General features: G+C 68.6%; 14 protein-coding genes. 10 read left to right on the top strand and 4 right to left on the bottom strand.

Annotated features, from left to right (window positions below; genetic code table 11):
- The first annotated feature begins 19 nt into the window (after window positions 1-19).
- The 7 genes from ACQ4L4_RS20635 to ACQ4L4_RS20605 all read left to right on the top strand — a co-directional run bounded on the left by ACQ4L4_RS20635 (window position 20) and on the right by ACQ4L4_RS20605 (window position 8,739).
- Window positions 20-670 carry a hypothetical protein gene (locus tag ACQ4L4_RS20635; RefSeq protein ID WP_431100741.1) on the top strand — a complete coding sequence of 217 codons (651 nt, stop codon included), beginning with the start codon at window positions 20-22 and terminating at the stop codon, window positions 668-670.
- Window positions 671-688: 18 nt separating this feature from the next.
- The gene (locus tag ACQ4L4_RS20630) at window positions 689-970 is read left to right on the top strand and encodes a hypothetical protein (RefSeq protein WP_431100740.1); all 282 of its coding nucleotides are present in this window, start codon (window positions 689-691) and stop codon (window positions 968-970) included.
- 66 nt (window positions 971-1,036) lie between these two features.
- Window positions 1,037-1,675, top strand: a complete 639-nt coding sequence (locus ACQ4L4_RS20625; protein WP_431100739.1) for a TetR/AcrR family transcriptional regulator — start codon at window positions 1,037-1,039, stop codon at window positions 1,673-1,675.
- Between the two features lie 354 nt (window positions 1,676-2,029).
- Window positions 2,030-3,316 carry a solute carrier family 23 protein gene (locus tag ACQ4L4_RS20620; RefSeq protein WP_431100738.1) on the top strand — a complete coding sequence of 429 codons (1,287 nt, stop codon included), beginning with the start codon at window positions 2,030-2,032 and terminating at the stop codon, window positions 3,314-3,316.
- Between the two features lie 167 nt (window positions 3,317-3,483).
- Window positions 3,484-5,610, top strand: coding sequence for a diguanylate cyclase domain-containing protein (locus ACQ4L4_RS20615; RefSeq protein WP_431100737.1), 2,127 nt, complete (start codon window positions 3,484-3,486; stop codon window positions 5,608-5,610).
- Window positions 5,611-5,684: 74 nt separating this feature from the next.
- On the top strand, window positions 5,685-7,700 hold the full coding sequence (locus ACQ4L4_RS20610; protein WP_431100736.1) for a diguanylate cyclase domain-containing protein: 2,016 nt from the start codon (window positions 5,685-5,687) through the stop codon (window positions 7,698-7,700).
- 46 nt (window positions 7,701-7,746) lie between these two features.
- On the top strand, window positions 7,747-8,739 hold the full coding sequence (locus tag ACQ4L4_RS20605; RefSeq protein WP_431100735.1) for a Bug family tripartite tricarboxylate transporter substrate binding protein: 993 nt from the start codon (window positions 7,747-7,749) through the stop codon (window positions 8,737-8,739).
- 163 nt (window positions 8,740-8,902) lie between these two features.
- Here ACQ4L4_RS20605 and ACQ4L4_RS20600 read toward each other — a convergent pair whose 3' ends face one another.
- A complete protein-coding gene (locus ACQ4L4_RS20600; protein ID WP_377159141.1) occupies window positions 8,903-9,688 on the bottom strand; it encodes an exodeoxyribonuclease III in 786 nt (261 codons plus the stop codon).
- A 350-nt stretch (window positions 9,689-10,038) separates the two neighbouring features.
- On the opposite strand from ACQ4L4_RS20600, the gene ACQ4L4_RS20595 reads away from it, so the two are divergent.
- From ACQ4L4_RS20595 to ACQ4L4_RS20585, 3 genes are all read left to right on the top strand, one after another.
- Window positions 10,039-12,300 (top strand): TonB-dependent receptor, encoded by a 2,262-nt coding sequence (locus ACQ4L4_RS20595; RefSeq protein WP_431100733.1) that lies wholly within the window; start codon window positions 10,039-10,041, stop codon window positions 12,298-12,300.
- Window positions 12,301-12,510: 210 nt separating this feature from the next.
- Window positions 12,511-13,212, top strand: coding sequence for an orotate phosphoribosyltransferase (gene pyrE / locus ACQ4L4_RS20590; protein ID WP_431100732.1), 702 nt, complete (start codon window positions 12,511-12,513; stop codon window positions 13,210-13,212).
- On the top strand, window positions 13,212-13,973 hold the full coding sequence (locus ACQ4L4_RS20585) for a hypothetical protein (protein ID WP_431100731.1): 762 nt from the start codon (window positions 13,212-13,214) through the stop codon (window positions 13,971-13,973). Before pyrE ends, ACQ4L4_RS20585 begins: the two co-directional genes overlap by 1 nt.
- A gap of 51 nt (window positions 13,974-14,024) precedes the next feature.
- On the opposite strand, the gene gatB is transcribed toward ACQ4L4_RS20585, so the two are convergent.
- The 3 genes from gatB to gatC are packed head-to-tail and all read right to left on the bottom strand — an operon-like array spanning window position 14,025 to window position 17,271.
- Complete coding sequence (gene gatB / locus ACQ4L4_RS20580) at window positions 14,025-15,479, bottom strand: Asp-tRNA(Asn)/Glu-tRNA(Gln) amidotransferase subunit GatB (protein ID WP_431100730.1); 1,455 nt, start codon at window positions 15,477-15,479, stop codon at window positions 14,025-14,027.
- Window positions 15,480-15,484: 5 nt separating this feature from the next.
- On the bottom strand, window positions 15,485-16,975 hold the full coding sequence (gatA, locus tag ACQ4L4_RS20575; protein WP_431100729.1) for an Asp-tRNA(Asn)/Glu-tRNA(Gln) amidotransferase subunit GatA: 1,491 nt from the start codon (window positions 16,973-16,975) through the stop codon (window positions 15,485-15,487).
- Entirely contained in the window at window positions 16,972-17,271 is a 300-nt protein-coding gene (gatC, locus tag ACQ4L4_RS20570; RefSeq protein ID WP_377159145.1) for an Asp-tRNA(Asn)/Glu-tRNA(Gln) amidotransferase subunit GatC, read from the bottom strand. Before gatC ends, gatA begins: the two co-directional genes overlap by 4 nt.
- Window positions 17,272-17,470 lie beyond the last annotated feature (199 nt).

Raw genomic sequence — 17,470 nt, 5'->3', positions numbered from 1 at the left:
CGCGGCCAGGGGAGCAGGCATGGCCACGACACCGCGGACATCACGCGCATCACGCACGCCATCGACCGGGACCTCCGCGGAGACGGTCATCCCGTCGAAGGGGGGCGGCTGGAGCCCCTGGCGGGCCTTGTTCCTCGCGTGCTGGGGCGCGCACCTCTCGTTCATCCTGCTGTCCGCCGATTCGTTGCCGGCCGTCGTGGTGGATCCTTCCCACGGGGGCAAGACCTGGAGCCGGGACGCCTATCTGGCGATCTCGCTCGGCATGGGTGTCTTCGTGCCCGCGATGTGCACCTGGGGCGTGACCTTCATCGCCCGGCATTTCTCCGGTGCGCTCAACATGCCGAACAAGGACTACTGGATGGCGCCGGAGCGCCGCGCGTCGACGCTCGCCACGCTGGGCCGGCTGATGTGGCCGCTGGGATTGCTGATCGTGCTGGCGCAGACCGGATCGACCGTGATGGTGCTGGTCTCGGTGATGCATTGGCCGCTGGACGCCGGGATGCCCATCGCCGGCGGGGTGCTGTGGGTCGTGGCGATGGCGGCCTGGGTGGGCGTGGTGCTGCGGACCTTCCGCCTGCCCGAGCGGCCATCGATGTCGACGACATCGTCGTCGGCGCCGCAGGGCATCCGTCAAAGACCGCGCACCCCCCACCGCCGTCCCGGGCGCTGACGACGGAGCGACGCAGCGATGGGCAGCCCCGGCAAGAAGCAGTTTCCGCTGCGCCTCGATCCCGCGTTGTGGGAGGAGATCGAGCGACTGGCCGCGGTCGAGCTGCGGTCGTCCAACGCGCAGATCGAGCTGCTGCTGCGCGAGGCCCTGAAGCGCCGCGGCATCAAGCCTGCGCTCTCGCCCACGCCACGTCGTGGTCGCCCGCCGGCCGGCGACGCCGACGCCGACGCCTCCACCGGCAACGACAGCGGCAGCGGCGAGGCCTCTGGTGATTCTGACGATCACAACGCTGACGAATAACCCGTCCGGTGTCCTTGCCTTCGCGGTGATCAGCGGACTTCGCACGACCGTGCTAAATTTCAGTCCATGGAAGCCAAGACCGCCCGCAGCGAACTGACGCAGAGCGCCATCGTCGATGTCGCGCTGGAGATGGCGCGCCTGGACGGTCTGGACAGTTTGTCGATCGGCGAAGTGGCCAAGCGGCTGAATCTGTCCAAGAGCGGCGTGTTCTCGCGCATCGGCTCGCGCGAGGCCTTGCAGGCCGCGGTGCTGGATGCGTTCGAGAAGATCTTCCAGCAGGAGGTCATCCTGCCCGCGCTGCGCGAGCCGCGCGGCCTGCCGCGGATGGACGCCATGGTGCGTGCCTGGCTGAACCGCGTCGACGGACCGCACGGCAACTGCCTCTACGTCGCCGGCGCCTTCGAATACGACGACCGCGACGACGTGATGCGCGATCATCTGCTGGACGGCGTGCGACGTTGGCGCGGGACGCTGCGACGCACGCTGCTGCAGGCGCAGGACGCCGGCCAACTGCGCGCCGATGCCGACCTGGATCAGTTGATCTTCGAGCTCGACGGCCTGTTCACCGCGCTGGTCCGCGAGGTGCGTTTCCTGCGCACGCCGGACGCCGTCGATCGGGCCTGGACCAGCTACCGCCGCCTGATGGCGCCGGCGCTGGTCGCGGGCGATCCGCCCACCCCCGGTTCCCCCGTTTCCTCCGTCTGAGGCGGCCGACCATGAACCGCCTCGTCCGCATCGTTTCCACCAATTTCGCACGATCGTGCGAAGTCGTTCGCGGCGTGTGCCGCGACGCCTTTTGATCACCTTGAAGGAGTCGATCATGACCATCCTGCTGATCCTGAGCCTGCTGTCCGGCGGCGCGCTGTGGCGTGCCTGGGCGTCCTGGCGCCGCCTGCTGCGGCAACTGCCGCGGCGCAATCGCGACATGGTGCTGTTCTGATCCCGCGCCGCGGGGACGCCGATCCGCCGCCGGCCGACCACCCGGTCACGGGATAAGCCGGAGTGGCGATGCCATGAGCGCTCCTTACACTCGCTGGCTTGTCCCATTGAGGAAAGTCCATGGCGTGGTTGATGCGCTGGCGGCCCGTGACCGTCGGCCCCGAGAAGGCGATTGCTCCCGATGAACGCCTGTCCTGGCCGCAGACTGCGGCGCTCGGCCTGCAACATGTGATCGCCATGTTCGGCGCCACCGTGCTGGCGCCGCTGCTGATGGGCTTCGATCCCAACGTCGCCGTGCTGATGAGCGGCGTGGGCACGCTGCTCTTCTTCTTCCTGACCGGCGGCCGCGTGCCGAGTTACCTCGGCTCGAGCTTCGCATTCATCGGCGTGGTCATCGCCGCGACCGGTTATGCCGGCAGCGGTCCCAATCCCAACCTGCCGCTGGCGCTGGGCGGCATCATCGCCTGCGGTGTGCTGTACACCGCCATCGGCCTGCTGGTGTCGGCCACCGGCAGCGGCTGGGTCGAGAAGCTGATGCCGCCGGTCGTGACCGGTGCCGTGGTCGCGGTGATCGGGCTGAACCTCGCGTCGGTGCCGATCAAGAACATGGCGCCGACGCCCTTCGACGCCTGGATGCAGGCGGCGACCTTTGTCAGCGTCGCCGTGGTCGCGGTCTTCGCGCGCGGCATGCTGCAACGGCTGCTGATCCTCGCCGGCCTGATCCAGGCCAGCCTGATCTACGCGCTGCTGACCAACGGCTTCGGCCTGGGCGCCCCGATCGACCTGTCCAAGGTCGCGGCGGCGGCGTGGATCGGCTTGCCGCAATTCCATGCCCCGGTCTTCGATGGCGCCGCGATGCTGATGATCGCGCCGGTCGCGCTGATCCTGGTCGCGGAGAACCTGGGCCACCTGAAGGCGGTCGGCGCGATGACCGGCCGCGACATGACGCCCTTCCTCGGTCGCGCGTTCATCGGCGACGGCCTCGCGACGATCGCCAGCGGCGCCGTCGGCGGCACCGGTGTCACGACCTACGCCGAGAACATCGGCGTGATGGCCGCGACCCGCATCTATTCGACGGCGGTTTTCGTCTTCGCGGCATTGATGGCGCTGGCGCTGGGCTTCTCGCCGAAGTTTGGCGCGCTGATCCAGGCCATCCCGCTGGCCGTGATGGGCGGCGTCAGCATCGTCGTGTTCGGCCTGATCGCGATCGCGGGCGCCCGCATCTGGGTGGACCACCAGGTCGACTTCCGCGACCCGCGCAACCTGATGGTGGCCGCGATCACGCTGGTGATCGGCACGGGCGACTTCACGTTGAAGCTGGGTGGGTTTACCCTGGGCGGCATCGGAACTGCCACCTTCGGCGCGATCCTGCTGCATGCGCTGCTCCGGCGCGGCCGCACGGACTGACCCCAACGCCGCATGCACGAGCGCGAACTCGTGCACGCTTCACCGGTTCAACAGGGTCGCACGTCAAGTAACGAGACATACAACTCGACATCAGCACGATGAGCAAGGTTGGGGTGTTGCGAGCAGCGGTGACAGCAGGGTCGTCGGCAGGCGTGGCCGATGGGCGCGTGCGTCCGCCCGCCCGCCGCTCGGCGTCCTTCATCCGCCTGATGCTCCCGGCGCTTCCGGATCTCTGCGCAGCGGCGCTGGCGCTGGCGGTGAGCCTCGCGCTGCTGTCCGGCTGCGGGCCCGGCGACGGCGCCGGATCGCGCGGCAACGCCGCCTCGGCCGGGGCCGCCGGACCGGCCTTGCAGGACCGCGCGCTGCAGGCCGAGCTCGAACAGCAGGAGCGCGTCGGTCAGGCCCATCCCCGCGAGCACGTGCGGGAATTGCAAGCCATCGAGGCGCGCGCCCCGGTGGGCAGCGCCGAGCGGCTGGAAGCGCTGAGTCAGCGCGCGGCGCTGCTCGCACAACTGCGCGACCGCAGCGGCCATGAGGCGGCGCTCGAGCAGCTCAAGGCCTGGCCCGAGGCCGCGCCGACGCGGGGGCAGATTCCGCTGGCGCTGATGCTGGCGCGAGCGCAGTGGCTGAAGGCGAACGGCGAACTGGGTGCGGGCGTGCGGCTGCTGGGCGGCCTGTCCGACATCGACGCCGCCACCGCCGACCGCCGCATGATGTGGCGCGCGACCGAGCTGCGCGCCTATATCCAGGGCGATTACGGCGAGGTCGACGCGGCGGTCGAGAGCGGACTGAAGGCGCTGGACCAGGCGCGCGCGATGGAATCGCGCTGGCGTGCCGCGACCACCGAGGCGACCCTCGCCTTCAACTACTACCGCAGCCAGCAGATCGACCATGCCAAGCGCACCGCGCGCGAGGCGTTGCAGGCCGCGCAGCAGGATCCTGACCCGGTGCTGCTGTACTCGGTCCACACGATCCTGGGCATCGTGTATTCGCAGGACGAGGATCCGAAGTTCAGCCAACAGGCCCGCGAGCAGGCGCTGCAGTACGCCCGCGAGGCGCAGGCCCAGGGCCTGCAGGCGCTGGCGCTGGGCAACCTGGCGGACTACGAGCTGCGCAGCGGCAACTACGCGCGGGCCCTGGAGATGTCGACGCAAAGCCTGGCACTGGCGCACGAGAGCGGCGACATTTCCACCGAGATCCTGGCCCGGCACAACTCGGGCATCGCCAAGATCGGCCTGCGCAAGCTGGAAGAGGGCAAGCGCGACGTGCTGCAGGCCATCACGATGGATGCCCAGCGCGAGGCCGGCAGCTACACGGCCGAGTCCTGGCTGGAGCTCGGCATCTACCTGGAGAAGTTCGACGACCTGCCCGGCGCGATCGCGGCCTTCCATCAATCGCGCAAGGAATTCGACGAGGTGCTGCGCGACGAGACCCGCAAGGCCGTGCTCGAGGCGCAGGCGCGCTTCGAGGACCAGCAGCGCCAGCGCGAGATCCGGCTGCTCAACCAGGACAACAGCCTCAAGGCCGAACAGATCCGCACGCGCGACCTGCAGCTGAAGCTGTGGGCGGAGGTCGGCGGCTGCGTGCTGCTGTCGGGCGCGCTGCTGGCGCTGGCCTACCGGCGCATCCGCCGCACGAACGCAGCGCTGGCGCAGACCAACGAATCGCTGCGCGTGCAGAGCGAGCGCGATCCGTTGACGGGACTCGCCAACCGGCGGCACTTCCAGCAGGCCATCGCGTCGCGCACCCGCGAGGGCGGGCTGCGCGGCAGCCTGTTCCTGATCGACATCGACCACTTCAAGCGCATCAACGACCAATGGGGCCATGCGGCCGGCGACACCGTGCTGGTCGAAGTCGCGCGCCGTTTGCGCGGCGTGCTGCGCGAGCAGGACCTGGTCGTGCGCTGGGGCGGCGAGGAGTTCCTGATCCTGGTGAATTCCGAGTCGACCGAGGATGCGCGCCAGCTCGGCCAGCGCCTGCTGGACCAGATGGGCGGCCAGCCCGTCGACCACGGCGCGCTGCGCATCCCGATCAGCGCGTCCATCGGCTTTGCGAGTTTCCCGATGGCGCCGCAAGACCTGACCCTGGAATGGGAGCGCGCCATCGATCTCGTCGACACCGTGATGTACATGGCCAAGGCGCACGGCCGCAACAAGGCCTACGGCGTGGCGGCGATGCAGGCGCGCGATCGGGATCAGCTGCTGGCACTGGCCGGGCGCATCGAGTCCGCCTGGCACCAGGGGCAGGTGCAGCTGGTCAGCCTGCTCGGCCCGACGCAGGAGCCGCGCGCATGAGGACAGGGTTCCGCGCCTGCTTGATGACTGCCGGGACGGCCCGGACGGCCCGGACCGTCCGGACGGCCGCCAGGATGGCGGTCCTGACGACCGTCCTGCTGGGCCTGGGTGCGACCCTGGCGCACGCGGAGATCCCCGACCGCGCGCTGGATGCGCAGCTCGCGCAGCTGGACCGCTTCGGCTACAACGAGCCGGGCAAGGCGGGCCAGCAGTTGCGCGCGTTGCTCGCGGAGCCGGCGCATGCGCCGCATCGTCTTCACATCGAGTACACGCTGGGCCGCAACGCGGTGCAGGCCGGACGTCCCGAGGAGGTGCGCCGCATCGCCCGCGAGCTGGAGGCCAAGCCCGGCGGGCGGCCGCTGTCGCGCATGCTGCTGGCCGAGTTGCAGGATCGGCAGGGCCAGACCGGGCGCTCCGGCGAGATGGCCCAGCTGGCGCTGGATGAATTGGCGCCGGCCTGTGCGTCCGCGTCGGCGTCGACGATTCCGACTGGCTGCGATGCGCGCGTGATGATCCAGGCCCTGCGGCTGATCGCCCGGGCCCAGGGCGCGCGCGGCGAGTACGCCTTCGCCGAGACCTCGTTGCGGCGCGCGTTGACGCTGGCGCAGGCGATCCAGGACCACAGCGTGACCGGCACGATGATGGGATCGCTGGCGGTCAACAGCCAGGTGCGGGACGAGTCCACGGCGGCCCAGCAATGGATGGCGCAGGCGTGGCAACTCGCGCAGGGCGACGTCTCGGCGATGAGCCGCGCGAAGATGGTCGAGTCGATGGTCGCGTCCCGGCGCGGGGACCGGACGACCCAGCTGGCCGCGCTGGAAGATGCGCTGCGGCTCGCCGAGCAGGCGGGCGGCCGGCGCGATGTCGCGCTGCTGCAGAACAACCTGCTCGACGCCTACATCCACACCGACCAATCCGCCAAGGCCGTGCAGCTCGCGCGACTGGCGCTGCCCGTGGTGCAGTCCTACAACGACCAGACGGTCGAGCGCACGCTGCGCCACAACCTGTCGGTGGCGCTGGTCCAGCAGCGGCAGTTCGAGGCGGCGCGGCGCGAGATCGCACGGGTCCTCGAGCTTGCGCAGGGCGACTTCGATCCCGTGCGCCGTGCGCTGCAGTTGCGGGAACTGGGCGAGGCCTACGCCAAGGTCGGTCAGGCCAAGGAAGCGCTGCGGCTCTATCACGAGGAACGCGCGCTCAGCGCGGACACGGCGCGCCGCAACCGCGAGTCCTCCTTGCAGCAGCTGCGGCTGAAGTACGACAGCGAGGCCAAGCAGCGCGACCTGGAACTGCTGCGCCGCGAGCAGACGCTCAAGGACCGCGAGCTCGGCAACCGCCGGCTGGCGCAGTACGTCGGCGTCGGGCTGGCGGCGCTGCTCGGGCTGTCGCTGATCCTGATGGGCGTGATGCTGGCGCGGGTGCGCGAGGCCAACCGCAAGCTCAAGGCCAACCAGAGTCTGCTGCGCGCGGCGAGCGAGCGCGATCCGCTGACGGACCTCGCCAACCGCCGGCACTTCCTCGCGGTCATGGACCGCCATGCGAAGGACATGTTCACCGGCGCGCTGCTGATGATCGACATCGATCACTTCAAGCACGTCAACGATCGCCACGGTCACGCGGCCGGCGACGCCGTCATCATCGAGGTCTCCCGGCGCATCGCGCAGGCGGTGCGGGCGGAGGACCTGGTGGTGCGCTGGGGTGGCGAGGAGTTCCTGGTCTTTGCGCGCAATGTCGCGCCGGACCAGCTGCAGCTGCTGGCCGAGCGCGTCCTGTTCATCGTCGGCGAGACGCCGGTGCAGACGGCGGCCGGGCCGCTGCGGGTGACCTGCTCGATCGGCTTCGCGCATTTCCCGTTGCCGCCGGCGCAGCTCGCGCTCCACTGGGAGCAGGCCGTCAACTGGGCCGACATGGCGCTGTACACGGCCAAGTCGCAAGGCCGCAACCGGGCGCGCGGCATCGTCACCGTCGAGGCCGGCGACGCGCAGGCGCTGATCCAGATCGAGGCCGACTTCGACGCGGCCTGCAGCTCGGAGCGCGTGCAGCTCCAGACCATCCTGGGTCCGGAGTCGCCCGAGGTGCCCGGCGCGGACTAGTCACCCATACTGGGGCGGCCAAGATCACAACATCGGAGACGCCCCCATGAGCCTGAACCGCCGCGCGCTGCTCGCGCTGTCGTCCACTGTCTGGCTGCCGGAACTCGTCCGCGCGCAAGCGGCCTGGCCCTCGCGCCCGCTGCGCATCGTCGTGCCGTTCCCACCGGCGGGCACCACCGACCTCCTCGCCCGCGCGATGGCGCCCGAGCTGCAGAAGGCGCTCGGCCAGCCGGTCGTCGTGGAGAACAAGCCCGGAGCCGGTGGCAACACCGGCTCCGCCGACGTGGCCCATGCGACCGACGGGCACTCGCTGCTGATGGGCACCGTGGGCACGCATGCGATCAACCAGTCGCTGTATCCGAAGATGCCTTTCGATCCGGTCAGGGACTTCGCGCCGATCACGCTGGTCGCGGCCGTGCCCAACGTGCTGGTCATGAATCCGGCGAACGCGCAGAAGTACGGCATCAACAGCGTGGCCGACCTGGCACGCGTGGCCAAGGCCAACCCGGGCAAGCTGAACATGTGCTCCAGCGGCAACGGCACCTCCATCCATCTGGCGGGGGAGCTGTTCAAGAGCCTGACCGGCACCTACATGATCCACTTCCCGTACCGCGGCTCGGGGCCGGCGCTGCTGGACCTGATGGGCGGGAACATGGACCTGATGTTCGACAACCTGCCCTCGGCGCTGCCGCACATCAAGTCCGGCAAGCTGAAGGCGATCGCGGTGACCAGCGCGAAGCGCAGCGAGGCGCTGCCCGACCTGCCGACGATCGCCGAGAGCGGCGTGCCGGAACTGAAGGCCTTCGAGGCCTCGTCATGGTTCGGATTGCTGGCGCCGATCTCGCAGCCGGCCGATCAGGTCGCGCGCGTGCAGCGCGAGGTGGCAAAAGCCTTGGCGACGCCCGTGATGAAGGAGCGCATGGCCGCGCAGGGCGCGGTCCCGGGCGGCGGCACGAGCGCGGAGTTCGCCGCGCTCATCGCTCGCGAGACGACCAAGTGGGCGAAGGTGGTCAAGGCATCGGGCGCGAAGGTCGACTGACCGCGCCGACTCGACCGCGCTCCACCCTTCGACCGCCGAGCGCAGATCCGAAGCCGGCGCTGCCGGTGCCCCTCAGAGCGAATGCCGAGCGTGAGGAGGCGATTGAGCGGCGAGGGGCACCGGCAGCGCTGGCTGGCGCAGTCAGAGAACCTCTTCAAAAGACTCAGAACTTGAAGTCGTAATCGATCGTCAACGGCGCATGGTCGCTGAAGCGCTGCTCGAGGTAGATCGCTTCGCGCGTGGCCAGGTGGGCCATGCCGGGGGTGGCCAGGTGGTAGTCCAGGCGCCAGCCCACGTTCTTCGCCCAGGCCTGGCCGCGGTTGCTCCACCAGGTGTATTGATCGGGCTTGTCGTTGAGGAGACGGAAGACGTCCACCAGTCCGACGTCCTTCTCGAGCAGGCGTGTCATCCAGTCGCGTTCCTCGGGCAGGAAGCCGCTGTTCTTCTGGTTGCTCTTCCAGTTCCGGAGGTCGATCTCCTTGTGGGCGATGTTGACGTCGGCCACGAGGATGAACTCGCGCTCCGCGCGCAGGGCCATCAGGTAGGGGTACATCTCCGCCAGGAAGCGGAACTTCGCGGCCTGGCGCTCCTCGCCGCTGGAGCCGCTGGGGAAGTAGCAGCTGATGAGGCTGAGCTTGCGTCCCGGCTTGTCGAAGCGTTTCTCGATCCAGCGGCCTTCGTTGTCGAACTCGCTGCTGCCGAAGCCGACGATCACGTCGCTGGGCGTCTCCTTCGTGTAGAGGCCGACGCCGGAGTAGCCCTTCTTCTGCGCGTAGTGGAAGTGGCCGCTCAGGGTGTCGTAGCCCGCGAACTGAGATTCGACGACATCGGCTTGCGCCTTGAGTTCCTGGACGCCGACCACGTCGGCCTGCTGCGGCGGCAGCCAGTCGAAGACGCCCTTGGTGGCGGCCGAGCGGATGCCGTTGAGGTTGAGGGTGATGAAGCGCATGGGCGGTGGACGGGTGACCCTGGAAGAGGGCGGCAGTATCGCAAAGCCTCGTTCCGAAGTTGGCAGCAGCGGGGGGAAGGTGGCCCGCCGTCGAGGGATCGCGGTGCACCACGTAGCGCCCGCCTCCTGCGCCGTCCACGCTCATTCGGGCGACACGCGAGCAGATGCAGTGTTTGGGCAACAGAAAGCGCACCGCTGTGGTGCGGAGGGTGACGCCTTTATGACGAACTTGCTAGATTCGCGTCCACCGCGCCAACCGGCGCCCACATTTTTGCCGTCTGTGAACCCGGTTTACCCGTCGGTGTCCCGGTCGGCCTCCCCGGTTTTCCATCTTCCCCCGGAGTCCATCCATGAATCGATTCGCCACCCAGCGCGCCGCCGTCCCGGCGCTGCGCGAGGCCGCCGCGGCCGTGTCGCTGGCCCTGCTCGCCTGGCCCGCGCTGGCGCAGGACGCCCAGACCGATGCCGCCACCAAGGAGAAGGGTCAGCTCGAGACGGTGACCATCACCGCGGAGCGCCGGGTCGAGAACATCAAGGAAGTGCCGAACGCGGTCACGAAGATCTCCGGCGAGAAGCTGGACGTGCTGAATTCCGCCGGCCAGGACGTGCGCTTCCTGTCGGGCCGCGTGCCCAGCCTGAACATCGAATCGTCGTTCGGCCGCGCCTTCCCGCGCTTCTACATCCGCGGCTACGGCAACACCGACTTCCGCCTGAACGCGTCGCAGCCGGTCTCGCTGGTGTATGACGACGTTGTCCAGGAGAACCCGATCCTGAAGGGCTTCCCGGCCTTCGACCTGGCCGCCGTCGAAGTGGTCGCCGGCCCACAGGGCACGCTCTACGGCCGCAACACGCCGGCCGGCGTGGTGAAGTTCGATTCGGTGAAGCCGTCGCAGCGCCAGGAAGGCTACCTGAACGTCTCCTACGGCACCTACGGCACGATGAACCTGGAAGGCGCCGCCAACGTGCCGCTGACCGGCGACTGGGCCGCCCGCATCTCCGCGCAGATCCAGCATCGTGACGACTGGGTCAAGAACCAGGTGCCCACCGGCAAGACCGGCGAGCTCGAGGGTTACGACGACCGCGCCCTGCGCCTGCAGGCGCTGTACCAGCCGCACAAGGATTTCAGCGCGCTGTTCAACTTCCACGGCCGCGACCTGAAGGGCAGCGCGCGCGTGTTCCGTTCCTCGATCATCAAGACCGGCACCAACGACCTGGTCGACGGCTTCGATCCCGAGAAGGCCTACACCGACGGCGTCAACGAGCAGACCCTGCACGCCACCGGCGGCAGCGCCCGTCTGCGCTGGGGCCTGGGCGCGATCAACCTGTACTCGATCACCGGCTACGAGTCGGTGCGCCCCTTCAGCCGCGGCGACGTGGATGGCGGCTTCGTGTACTTCGGCCCCAAGCCGTACACGCAGGAAGGCCAGGCGACCTTCCCGGCCGAGTCGTCGAGCTCGATGAGCGGCCATCGCCAGATCACGCAGGAATTCCGCGTCGAGTCCGCCGCGGCCGGCCCGCTGCGTTGGCAAGGTGGTCTGTACTTCTTCGACGAGCGCTACACCGCACGCAGCACCGACTACACGACCGCGACCGGCCTGGCCGCCGGTTATGTCGACACGTACCAGAAGAACACCGCGTGGGCGGCCTTCGGCTCGGTGAACTACGCAGTCACGCAGGACTTCCAGCTGCGCGGCGGCCTGCGCTTCACGCACGACAAGAAGGACGTCAAGGTCAGCAGCGACTACACCGACCTGAACACCTCCACCGGCGTCACCGCCAACACCGGCGACTCCAAGTGGAACTGGGACGTGTCGGGCACCTACAAGGTCACGAAGGACACCAACGTGTATGCGCGCGTGGCCACCGGCTTCCGCGCCTCGTCCGTCCAGGGCGCGTCGCGCTTCGCCGGTCAGTCACAGGCGACGCCGGAGAACGTCACCTCCTACGAGGTGGGCGTGAAGTCGGACTTCTGGGATCGTCGCGCGCGCCTGTCGGCCAGCGCCTTCACCTACACCGTGAAGGACCTGCAGCTGACCGCCGTCGGCGGCCAGAACAACGCCAACCGTCTGCTGAACGCCAAGAAGGCTGAAGGCAACGGCGTCGAGCTGAACCTGGAAGTGCTGCCGGTCGATCAGCTGCTGATCACCCTGGGCGGCAGCCTGAACAACACCAAGATCCGCGACAACACGCTGTCGCTGCCGGCTTGCGGCGGCGGTTGCACGATGACGGATCCGCTGGTGGCGGGCTCGACGACCAACTACAGCATCGACGGCAATCCGCTGCCGAACGCGCCGAAGTGGGTCGCCAACCTGACCGCGCGTTACTCGATCCCGACCGCGGCCGGCAACGAGTTCTACATCTACACCGACTGGGCCTACCGCTCGAAGGTCAACTTCTTCCTGTACGAGGCCAAGGAGTTCACCGGCAAGTCGCTGACCGAAGGCGGCCTGCGCGTGGGCTACATCTGGAGCAACGGCAAGTACGAGGTCGCTGGCTTCGTCCGCAACATCACGGACCAGATCCGCGTCACCGGCGCGATCGACTTCAACAACAACACCGGCTTCATCAACGACCCGCGCACCTACGGCGTCCAGTTCAAGGCGATCTTCTGATCGGCTGAACCACACCGCATCGCGCAGCACAGTGGCCCGCGGGCCACCCTGCAAAAAGTGGGCCTGCTTCCGGCGACGGAGCAGGCCTTCTTCTTGCTTGAATTGCTGGATTCAGGCGACATGACGCGCTGCGTCACCCGTGGGGTGGCGAAGACCCTCGCCCTACAATTCCGGCCCAATTTCAATCTCACGTCTCGACGTCCCGCTGCCATGACCACCGCCGCCAATCGCCAGGCCCACAGCCCGGATTCCCAGGACACCCTGGCCCAGGAATTCGTCGCCTTCGCCGTCGACACCGGCGTGCTGCGCTTCGGCGAGTTCAAGACCAAGGCGGGGCGTCTCAGCCCCTACTTCTTCAATGCGGGCCTGTTCGACGACGGCCTCAAGATCGGCCGGCTGGCGCAGTTCTACGCGCAGCGGCTGCTGGCCTCGGGCGTCGAGTTCGACATGATCTTCGGCCCCGCCTACAAGGGCATCACGCTGGCCGCGGCGGTCGCGATCGAACTGGCGCGGCTGGGTCACAACAAGCCCTTCGCCTACAACCGCAAGGAAGCCAAGGACCATGGCGAAGGTGGCACGCTGGTCGGCGCCAAGGTCCAGGGTCGCGTGCTGATCATCGACGACGTCATCTCCGCCGGCACCTCGGTGCGCGAATCGATCGCGATGATCCAGGCCGCCGGCGCCACGCCCTGCGGCGTGGCCATCGCGCTGGATCGCCAGGAGAAGGCCGCCGAGAACGGTCAGGATCTCCCCTGGTCGGCGGTACAGTACGTGCGCGACCAGTTGAAGCTGCCGGTTGTCGCCATTGCGGGGTTGTCGGACCTGCTCCAGTATCTGCAGACCACCAGCAGCACCGCCGTGTCCGCCCATGCGACGGCGGTCCATGCCTACAGAGATCGCTACGGAGTCTGATGCGCGCTTCCCTCTCACGCCGTCTGCTGTCCCGACTGATCATGAGGTCGACGCTGTCCGGTCTGCTGCTGACCGGCGCGCTCGCGGGCGCCGCCTGGGCGCAGACGAAGGCGCCGCCGCCGTCCAACATCTACACGTGCACGACGCCCGATGGGCGCCGGCTGACATCGGATCGCCCGATCCCGGAATGCCAGTCGCGTGAGCAGCGGGTGCTGAACTCCGACGGCTCGGTCCGCAGGATGCAGCCGCCGGCGATGTCGCCCGAGGAGCAGGCGGCCTTCGATCAGCGCAAGCGCATGGAGGAAGTCCAGCGCGCCGCCCAGCAGGATGCGATCCGACGCGACCGCAACCTGTTGCAGCGTTATGCCGATCAGGCCGCGCATCAGCGCGCACGCGAGGCGGCGCTCGACGACATCCGTGAAGCGATGCAGCAGTCCGAGAAACGCCTGCAGGTGCTCGCGGCCGAGCGCAAACCGATGCTCGACGACGCGGAGTTCTACAAGGGCAAGCGGATGCCGATGAAGCTGCAGCACCAGCTCGACATGAACGACGCTTCGGCCGCCGCGCAGCGCGAGTCGATCGACAACCAGAAGGCCGAGATCGTGCGCGTCAACAAGCTCTATGACGATGAGTTGGCGCGCCTGAAGCGGCTGTGGGCCGGCGCGGCGCCGGGCTCGCTGGAGAAGTCCGCGACGACCTCCACGCCGCAGCCCGCGCCGGCGAAGCCGCCGGTGCAGGCCTCCCCGGCCAGCGGGCGCTGACGCGCACCGCAGAGGCCGGTGGGGCGGCCTTCGCCGCCAGCCAGCCGGTCGTCAGGCGCCGAGCTTCTTCTTCAGCAGCTCGTTGACGGTGGCCGGATTGGCCTTGCCCTTGGCCGCCTTCATCGCCTGGCCGACCAGCGCGTTGAACGCCTTCTCCTTGCCGGCGCGGAATTCCTCGACCGACTTGGCGTTGGCGGCGAGCACCTCGTCCAGGATGCGCTCGATCTCGCCGGTGTCGTTGGACTGCTTCAGGTCCTTGGCGTCGATGATCGCGTCGACATCGGCGCCCTCGCCCGTCCACAACGCCTCGAACACCTGCTTGGCGGAGTTGTTGTTGATCGTGCCGTCATGGATGCGCTTGATCAGCGCGCCCAGTTGCGCGGGCGTCACCGGCGCGCTGTCGATGCTGCGTTCCTCGCTGTTGAGCCGGCGCGAGACCTCGCCCATCACCCAGTTCGCGACCAGCTTCGGCGCGCCGCAGAGGTCGCGCGCGGCCTCGTAGAAACGCGCCGTCGCCAGGCTCTGCGTCATCATCGTCGCGTCGTAGGCGGGCAGACCGTCGGCCTCCTGGAAACGCGCGGCCATCACGGTCGGCAGCTCGGGCATCTCGCCGCGCACGCGGTCGACCCACTCGGCCGAGATCATCAGCGGTGGCAGGTCCGGATCGGGGAAGTAGCGGTAGTCGGCCGCGTCTTCCTTGGTGCGCATCGAGCGGGTCTCGCCCGTGTCCGGGTTGTAGAGCACCGTCGCCTGCTGGATCTCCAGGCCGTCCTCGATCTGGTCGATCTGCCAGTTGACCTCGTAGTTCACCGCGTCGACCAGGTAGCGGAAACTGTTGAGGTTCTTGATCTCGCGACGCGTGCCGAAGGGCGCGCCGGGCTTGCGCACCGAGACGTTGACGTCGCAGCGGAACGAGCCCTCCTGCATGTTGCCGTCGCAGATGCCCAGCCACATCACCAGCGCGTGCAGCGTCTTCGCATACTCGACGGCCTCCTGGCCGGAGCGCATCTCGGGCTCCGAGACGATCTCGAGCAGCGGCGTGCCGGCGCGGTTCAGGTCGATGCCCGACTGGCCGTGGTAGTCCTCGTGGAGGCTCTTGCCGGCGTCCTCTTCGAGGTGGGCGCGGGTGAGCTTCACGACCTTCTTCTCGTCGCCGACGAAGAACTCGATGTGGCCGCCCTGCACGACGGGAATCTCGTACTGGCTGATCTGGTAGCCCTTGGGCAGGTCCGGATAGAAGTAGTTCTTGCGCGCGAAGATCGACAGCGGCGCCACCTTGGCGCCGACGGACAGGCCGAAGCGGATGGCGCGCTCGACGGCGCCGCGGTTCAGCACCGGCAGCGTGCCGGGCAAGGCCAGGTCGACGGCGCTGGCCTGCGTGTTGGGGGCCGCGCCGAACGCGGTCGACGAGCCGCTGAAGATCTTCGATTCGGTCGAGAGTTGGACGTGGTTCTCCAGGCCGATGACGACCTCGTAGCCCCGCACCAGTTGACTGTTCTTGCTCATGACGTTCACACCCCCGCCGGATGCTGGCGATGCCAGTCGGTGGCCTGCTGCAGCGCGTGCGCGGCGTGGAGCAGGGTGCCTTCCTTGAAGTAGTTGCCCAGCAGCTGCAGGCCCACGGGCATGCCGCCCTCGCCGCTGCCCACCGGCACGCTCATGCCGGGCAGGCCGGCCAGCGAGCCGGGCAGCGTGAAGATGTCGGCGAGGTAGGCCTTCACCGGATCGTCCGCGCCCTCGCCCTGCTTCCATGCGACCGTCGGCGCCACCGGGCCGGCGATCAGGTCGCAGTGCTGGAAGGCCTGCTGGAAGTCGTCCGCGATCATGCGGCGCAGCTTCTGCGCCTGCAGGTAGTAGGCGTCGTAGTAGCCGTGCGAGAGCACGTAGCTGCCGATCATGATCCGGCGCTTGACCTCGGCGCCGAAGCCTTCGGCGCGGGTCTTCTCGTACATGTCGATCAGGTTGCCGTAGTCCTTGGCGCGGTGCCCGAACTTCACGCCGTCGAAGCGCGACAGGTTCGAGCTCGCCTCGGCCGGGGCGATGATGTAGTAGACCGGGATCGCAAGCTCGGTGCGTGGCAGCGACACGTCCACCAGCGTCGCGCCCAGCTTCTCCAGCTCCGCCAGACCGGCGCGCACGGCGCCGTCCACGTCGGAGGACAGCGCCGCCGGGAAGAACTCCTTGGGCAGGCCGATGCGCAGGCCCTTGAGCGGCTGCGTGGCGGTCGCGCCTTCACGCGGCGTCAGCATCTGCGCGCTGAAGTCCTGCGGCGGCTGCTGGACGCTGGTGGCGTCGCATTCGTCGAAGCCGCTCATCGTCGACAGCAGCAGCGCGCAGTCCTCGGCCGAGCGCGCGAACACGCCGGCCTGGTCCAGGCTGGACGCGAACGCGATCATCCCGTAGCGCGAGCACACGCCGTAGGTCGGCTTGATGCCGGTGATGCCCGAGAAGCTGGCCGGCTGGCGGATCGAGCCGCCGGTGTCGGTGCCGGTCGTCGCCGGAACGAGGCAGGCGGCCACCGCGACGGCCGAGCCGCCCGACGAGCCGCCCGGCACGCGCGTGCGGTCCCAGGGGTTCAGCGCCTTGAAGTAGGCGCTGTTCTCGTTGGCCGAGCCCATCGCGAACTCGTCGCAGTTGAGCTTGCCCAGCGAGACCGTGCCGGCGGCGTTCAGGCGCTCGACGACGGTGGCGTCGAAGGGGCTGAGATAGCCCTCGAGCATCTTCGAGCCTGCCGTGGTCGGCATGTCGCGGGTGACGAAGATGTCCTTGTGCGCGAGCGGCACGCCGATCAGCGCGCCCGCTTCACCGCTGGCCAAGCGCGCGTCAGCGTCCTTGGCCCGGGCGAGCGCGTAGTCCGCGTTCACGTGCAGGAAGGCGCCGAGATCCTTCGCCGCGGCAACACGCGCAAGCAGATGTTGCGTCAGTTCGGTGCTGGAGACCGTCTTGGCGCGCAAGGCGCGGCCGAGCTCGGCCACGCCGAGGTGGTGGAGAGGCGTGGTCATTCGATGACTTTCGGGACCAGGAACAGGCCATCCTCGACGGCGGGGGCGCTGCGTTGGTTGAGTTCGCGCTGGTCGGTTTCGGTGACGCGGTCCTCGCGCAGCCGCAGGGCCACTTCCTGGACCGCCGACAGCGGCGTGTAGAGGGGGTCGACACCGCTGGTGTCGACCGCGCTCATCTGCTCGACGATCGAGAAGAAGCCATTGAGCTGCGGCAGCAGCGCGGCCTGCTCGTCGCCGGAAAGTTCCAGCCGGGCCAGTTTGGCGATCCGGCTGACGTCGTCGTGGGTGAGTGCCATGGGGATTGAAACGCTTACGGATGGCTTGCAGACGGGCCAAACCAGGGGGTGATCAGTTATTATCCCCGCTTATCTCCATGAGCCGAGGCTGCCAGTGCAGCCTCGTTCCTTATGGCAAGGAATCTCGCTCGCGCGGACGCCGCCGGTCCGCGCGGTTACCCGACCCGAACCGCCCCGAATCGCAGCCGCCCGGACATAA

This window comes from Roseateles noduli (assembly GCF_050626985.1).
GTDB lineage: Bacteria > Pseudomonadota > Gammaproteobacteria > Burkholderiales > Burkholderiaceae_C > Roseateles > Roseateles noduli_A.
The sequence above is the reverse complement of the archived record's forward strand: the minus strand, read 5'-3'. Positions and strand labels throughout refer to the sequence as shown.

What these genes read in the sequence shown, in the direction of transcription:
- ACQ4L4_RS20635 (WP_431100741.1), top strand. Translation starts at nt 20, where the DNA reads ATGGCCACGACACCGCGGACATCACGCGCATCACGCACGCCATCGACC.
- ACQ4L4_RS20630 (WP_431100740.1), top strand. Translation starts at nt 689, where the DNA reads ATGGGCAGCCCCGGCAAGAAGCAGTTTCCGCTGCGCCTCGATCCCGCG.
- ACQ4L4_RS20625 (WP_431100739.1), top strand. Translation starts at nt 1,037, where the DNA reads ATGGAAGCCAAGACCGCCCGCAGCGAACTGACGCAGAGCGCCATCGTC.
- ACQ4L4_RS20620 (WP_431100738.1), top strand. Translation starts at nt 2,030, where the DNA reads ATGGCGTGGTTGATGCGCTGGCGGCCCGTGACCGTCGGCCCCGAGAAG.
- ACQ4L4_RS20610 (WP_431100736.1), top strand. Translation starts at nt 5,685, where the DNA reads ATGGCGGTCCTGACGACCGTCCTGCTGGGCCTGGGTGCGACCCTGGCG.
- ACQ4L4_RS20605 (WP_431100735.1), top strand. Translation starts at nt 7,747, where the DNA reads ATGAGCCTGAACCGCCGCGCGCTGCTCGCGCTGTCGTCCACTGTCTGG.
- ACQ4L4_RS20600 (WP_377159141.1), bottom strand. Translation starts at nt 9,688, where the DNA reads ATGCGCTTCATCACCCTCAACCTCAACGGCATCCGCTCGGCCGCCACC.
- ACQ4L4_RS20595 (WP_431100733.1), top strand. Translation starts at nt 10,039, where the DNA reads ATGAATCGATTCGCCACCCAGCGCGCCGCCGTCCCGGCGCTGCGCGAG.
- pyrE (WP_431100732.1), top strand. Translation starts at nt 12,511, where the DNA reads ATGACCACCGCCGCCAATCGCCAGGCCCACAGCCCGGATTCCCAGGAC.
- ACQ4L4_RS20585 (WP_431100731.1), top strand. Translation starts at nt 13,212, where the DNA reads ATGCGCGCTTCCCTCTCACGCCGTCTGCTGTCCCGACTGATCATGAGG.
- gatB (WP_431100730.1), bottom strand. Translation starts at nt 15,479, where the DNA reads ATGAGCAAGAACAGTCAACTGGTGCGGGGCTACGAGGTCGTCATCGGC.
- gatA (WP_431100729.1), bottom strand. Translation starts at nt 16,975, where the DNA reads ATGACCACGCCTCTCCACCACCTCGGCGTGGCCGAGCTCGGCCGCGCC.
- gatC (WP_377159145.1), bottom strand. Translation starts at nt 17,271, where the DNA reads ATGGCACTCACCCACGACGACGTCAGCCGGATCGCCAAACTGGCCCGG.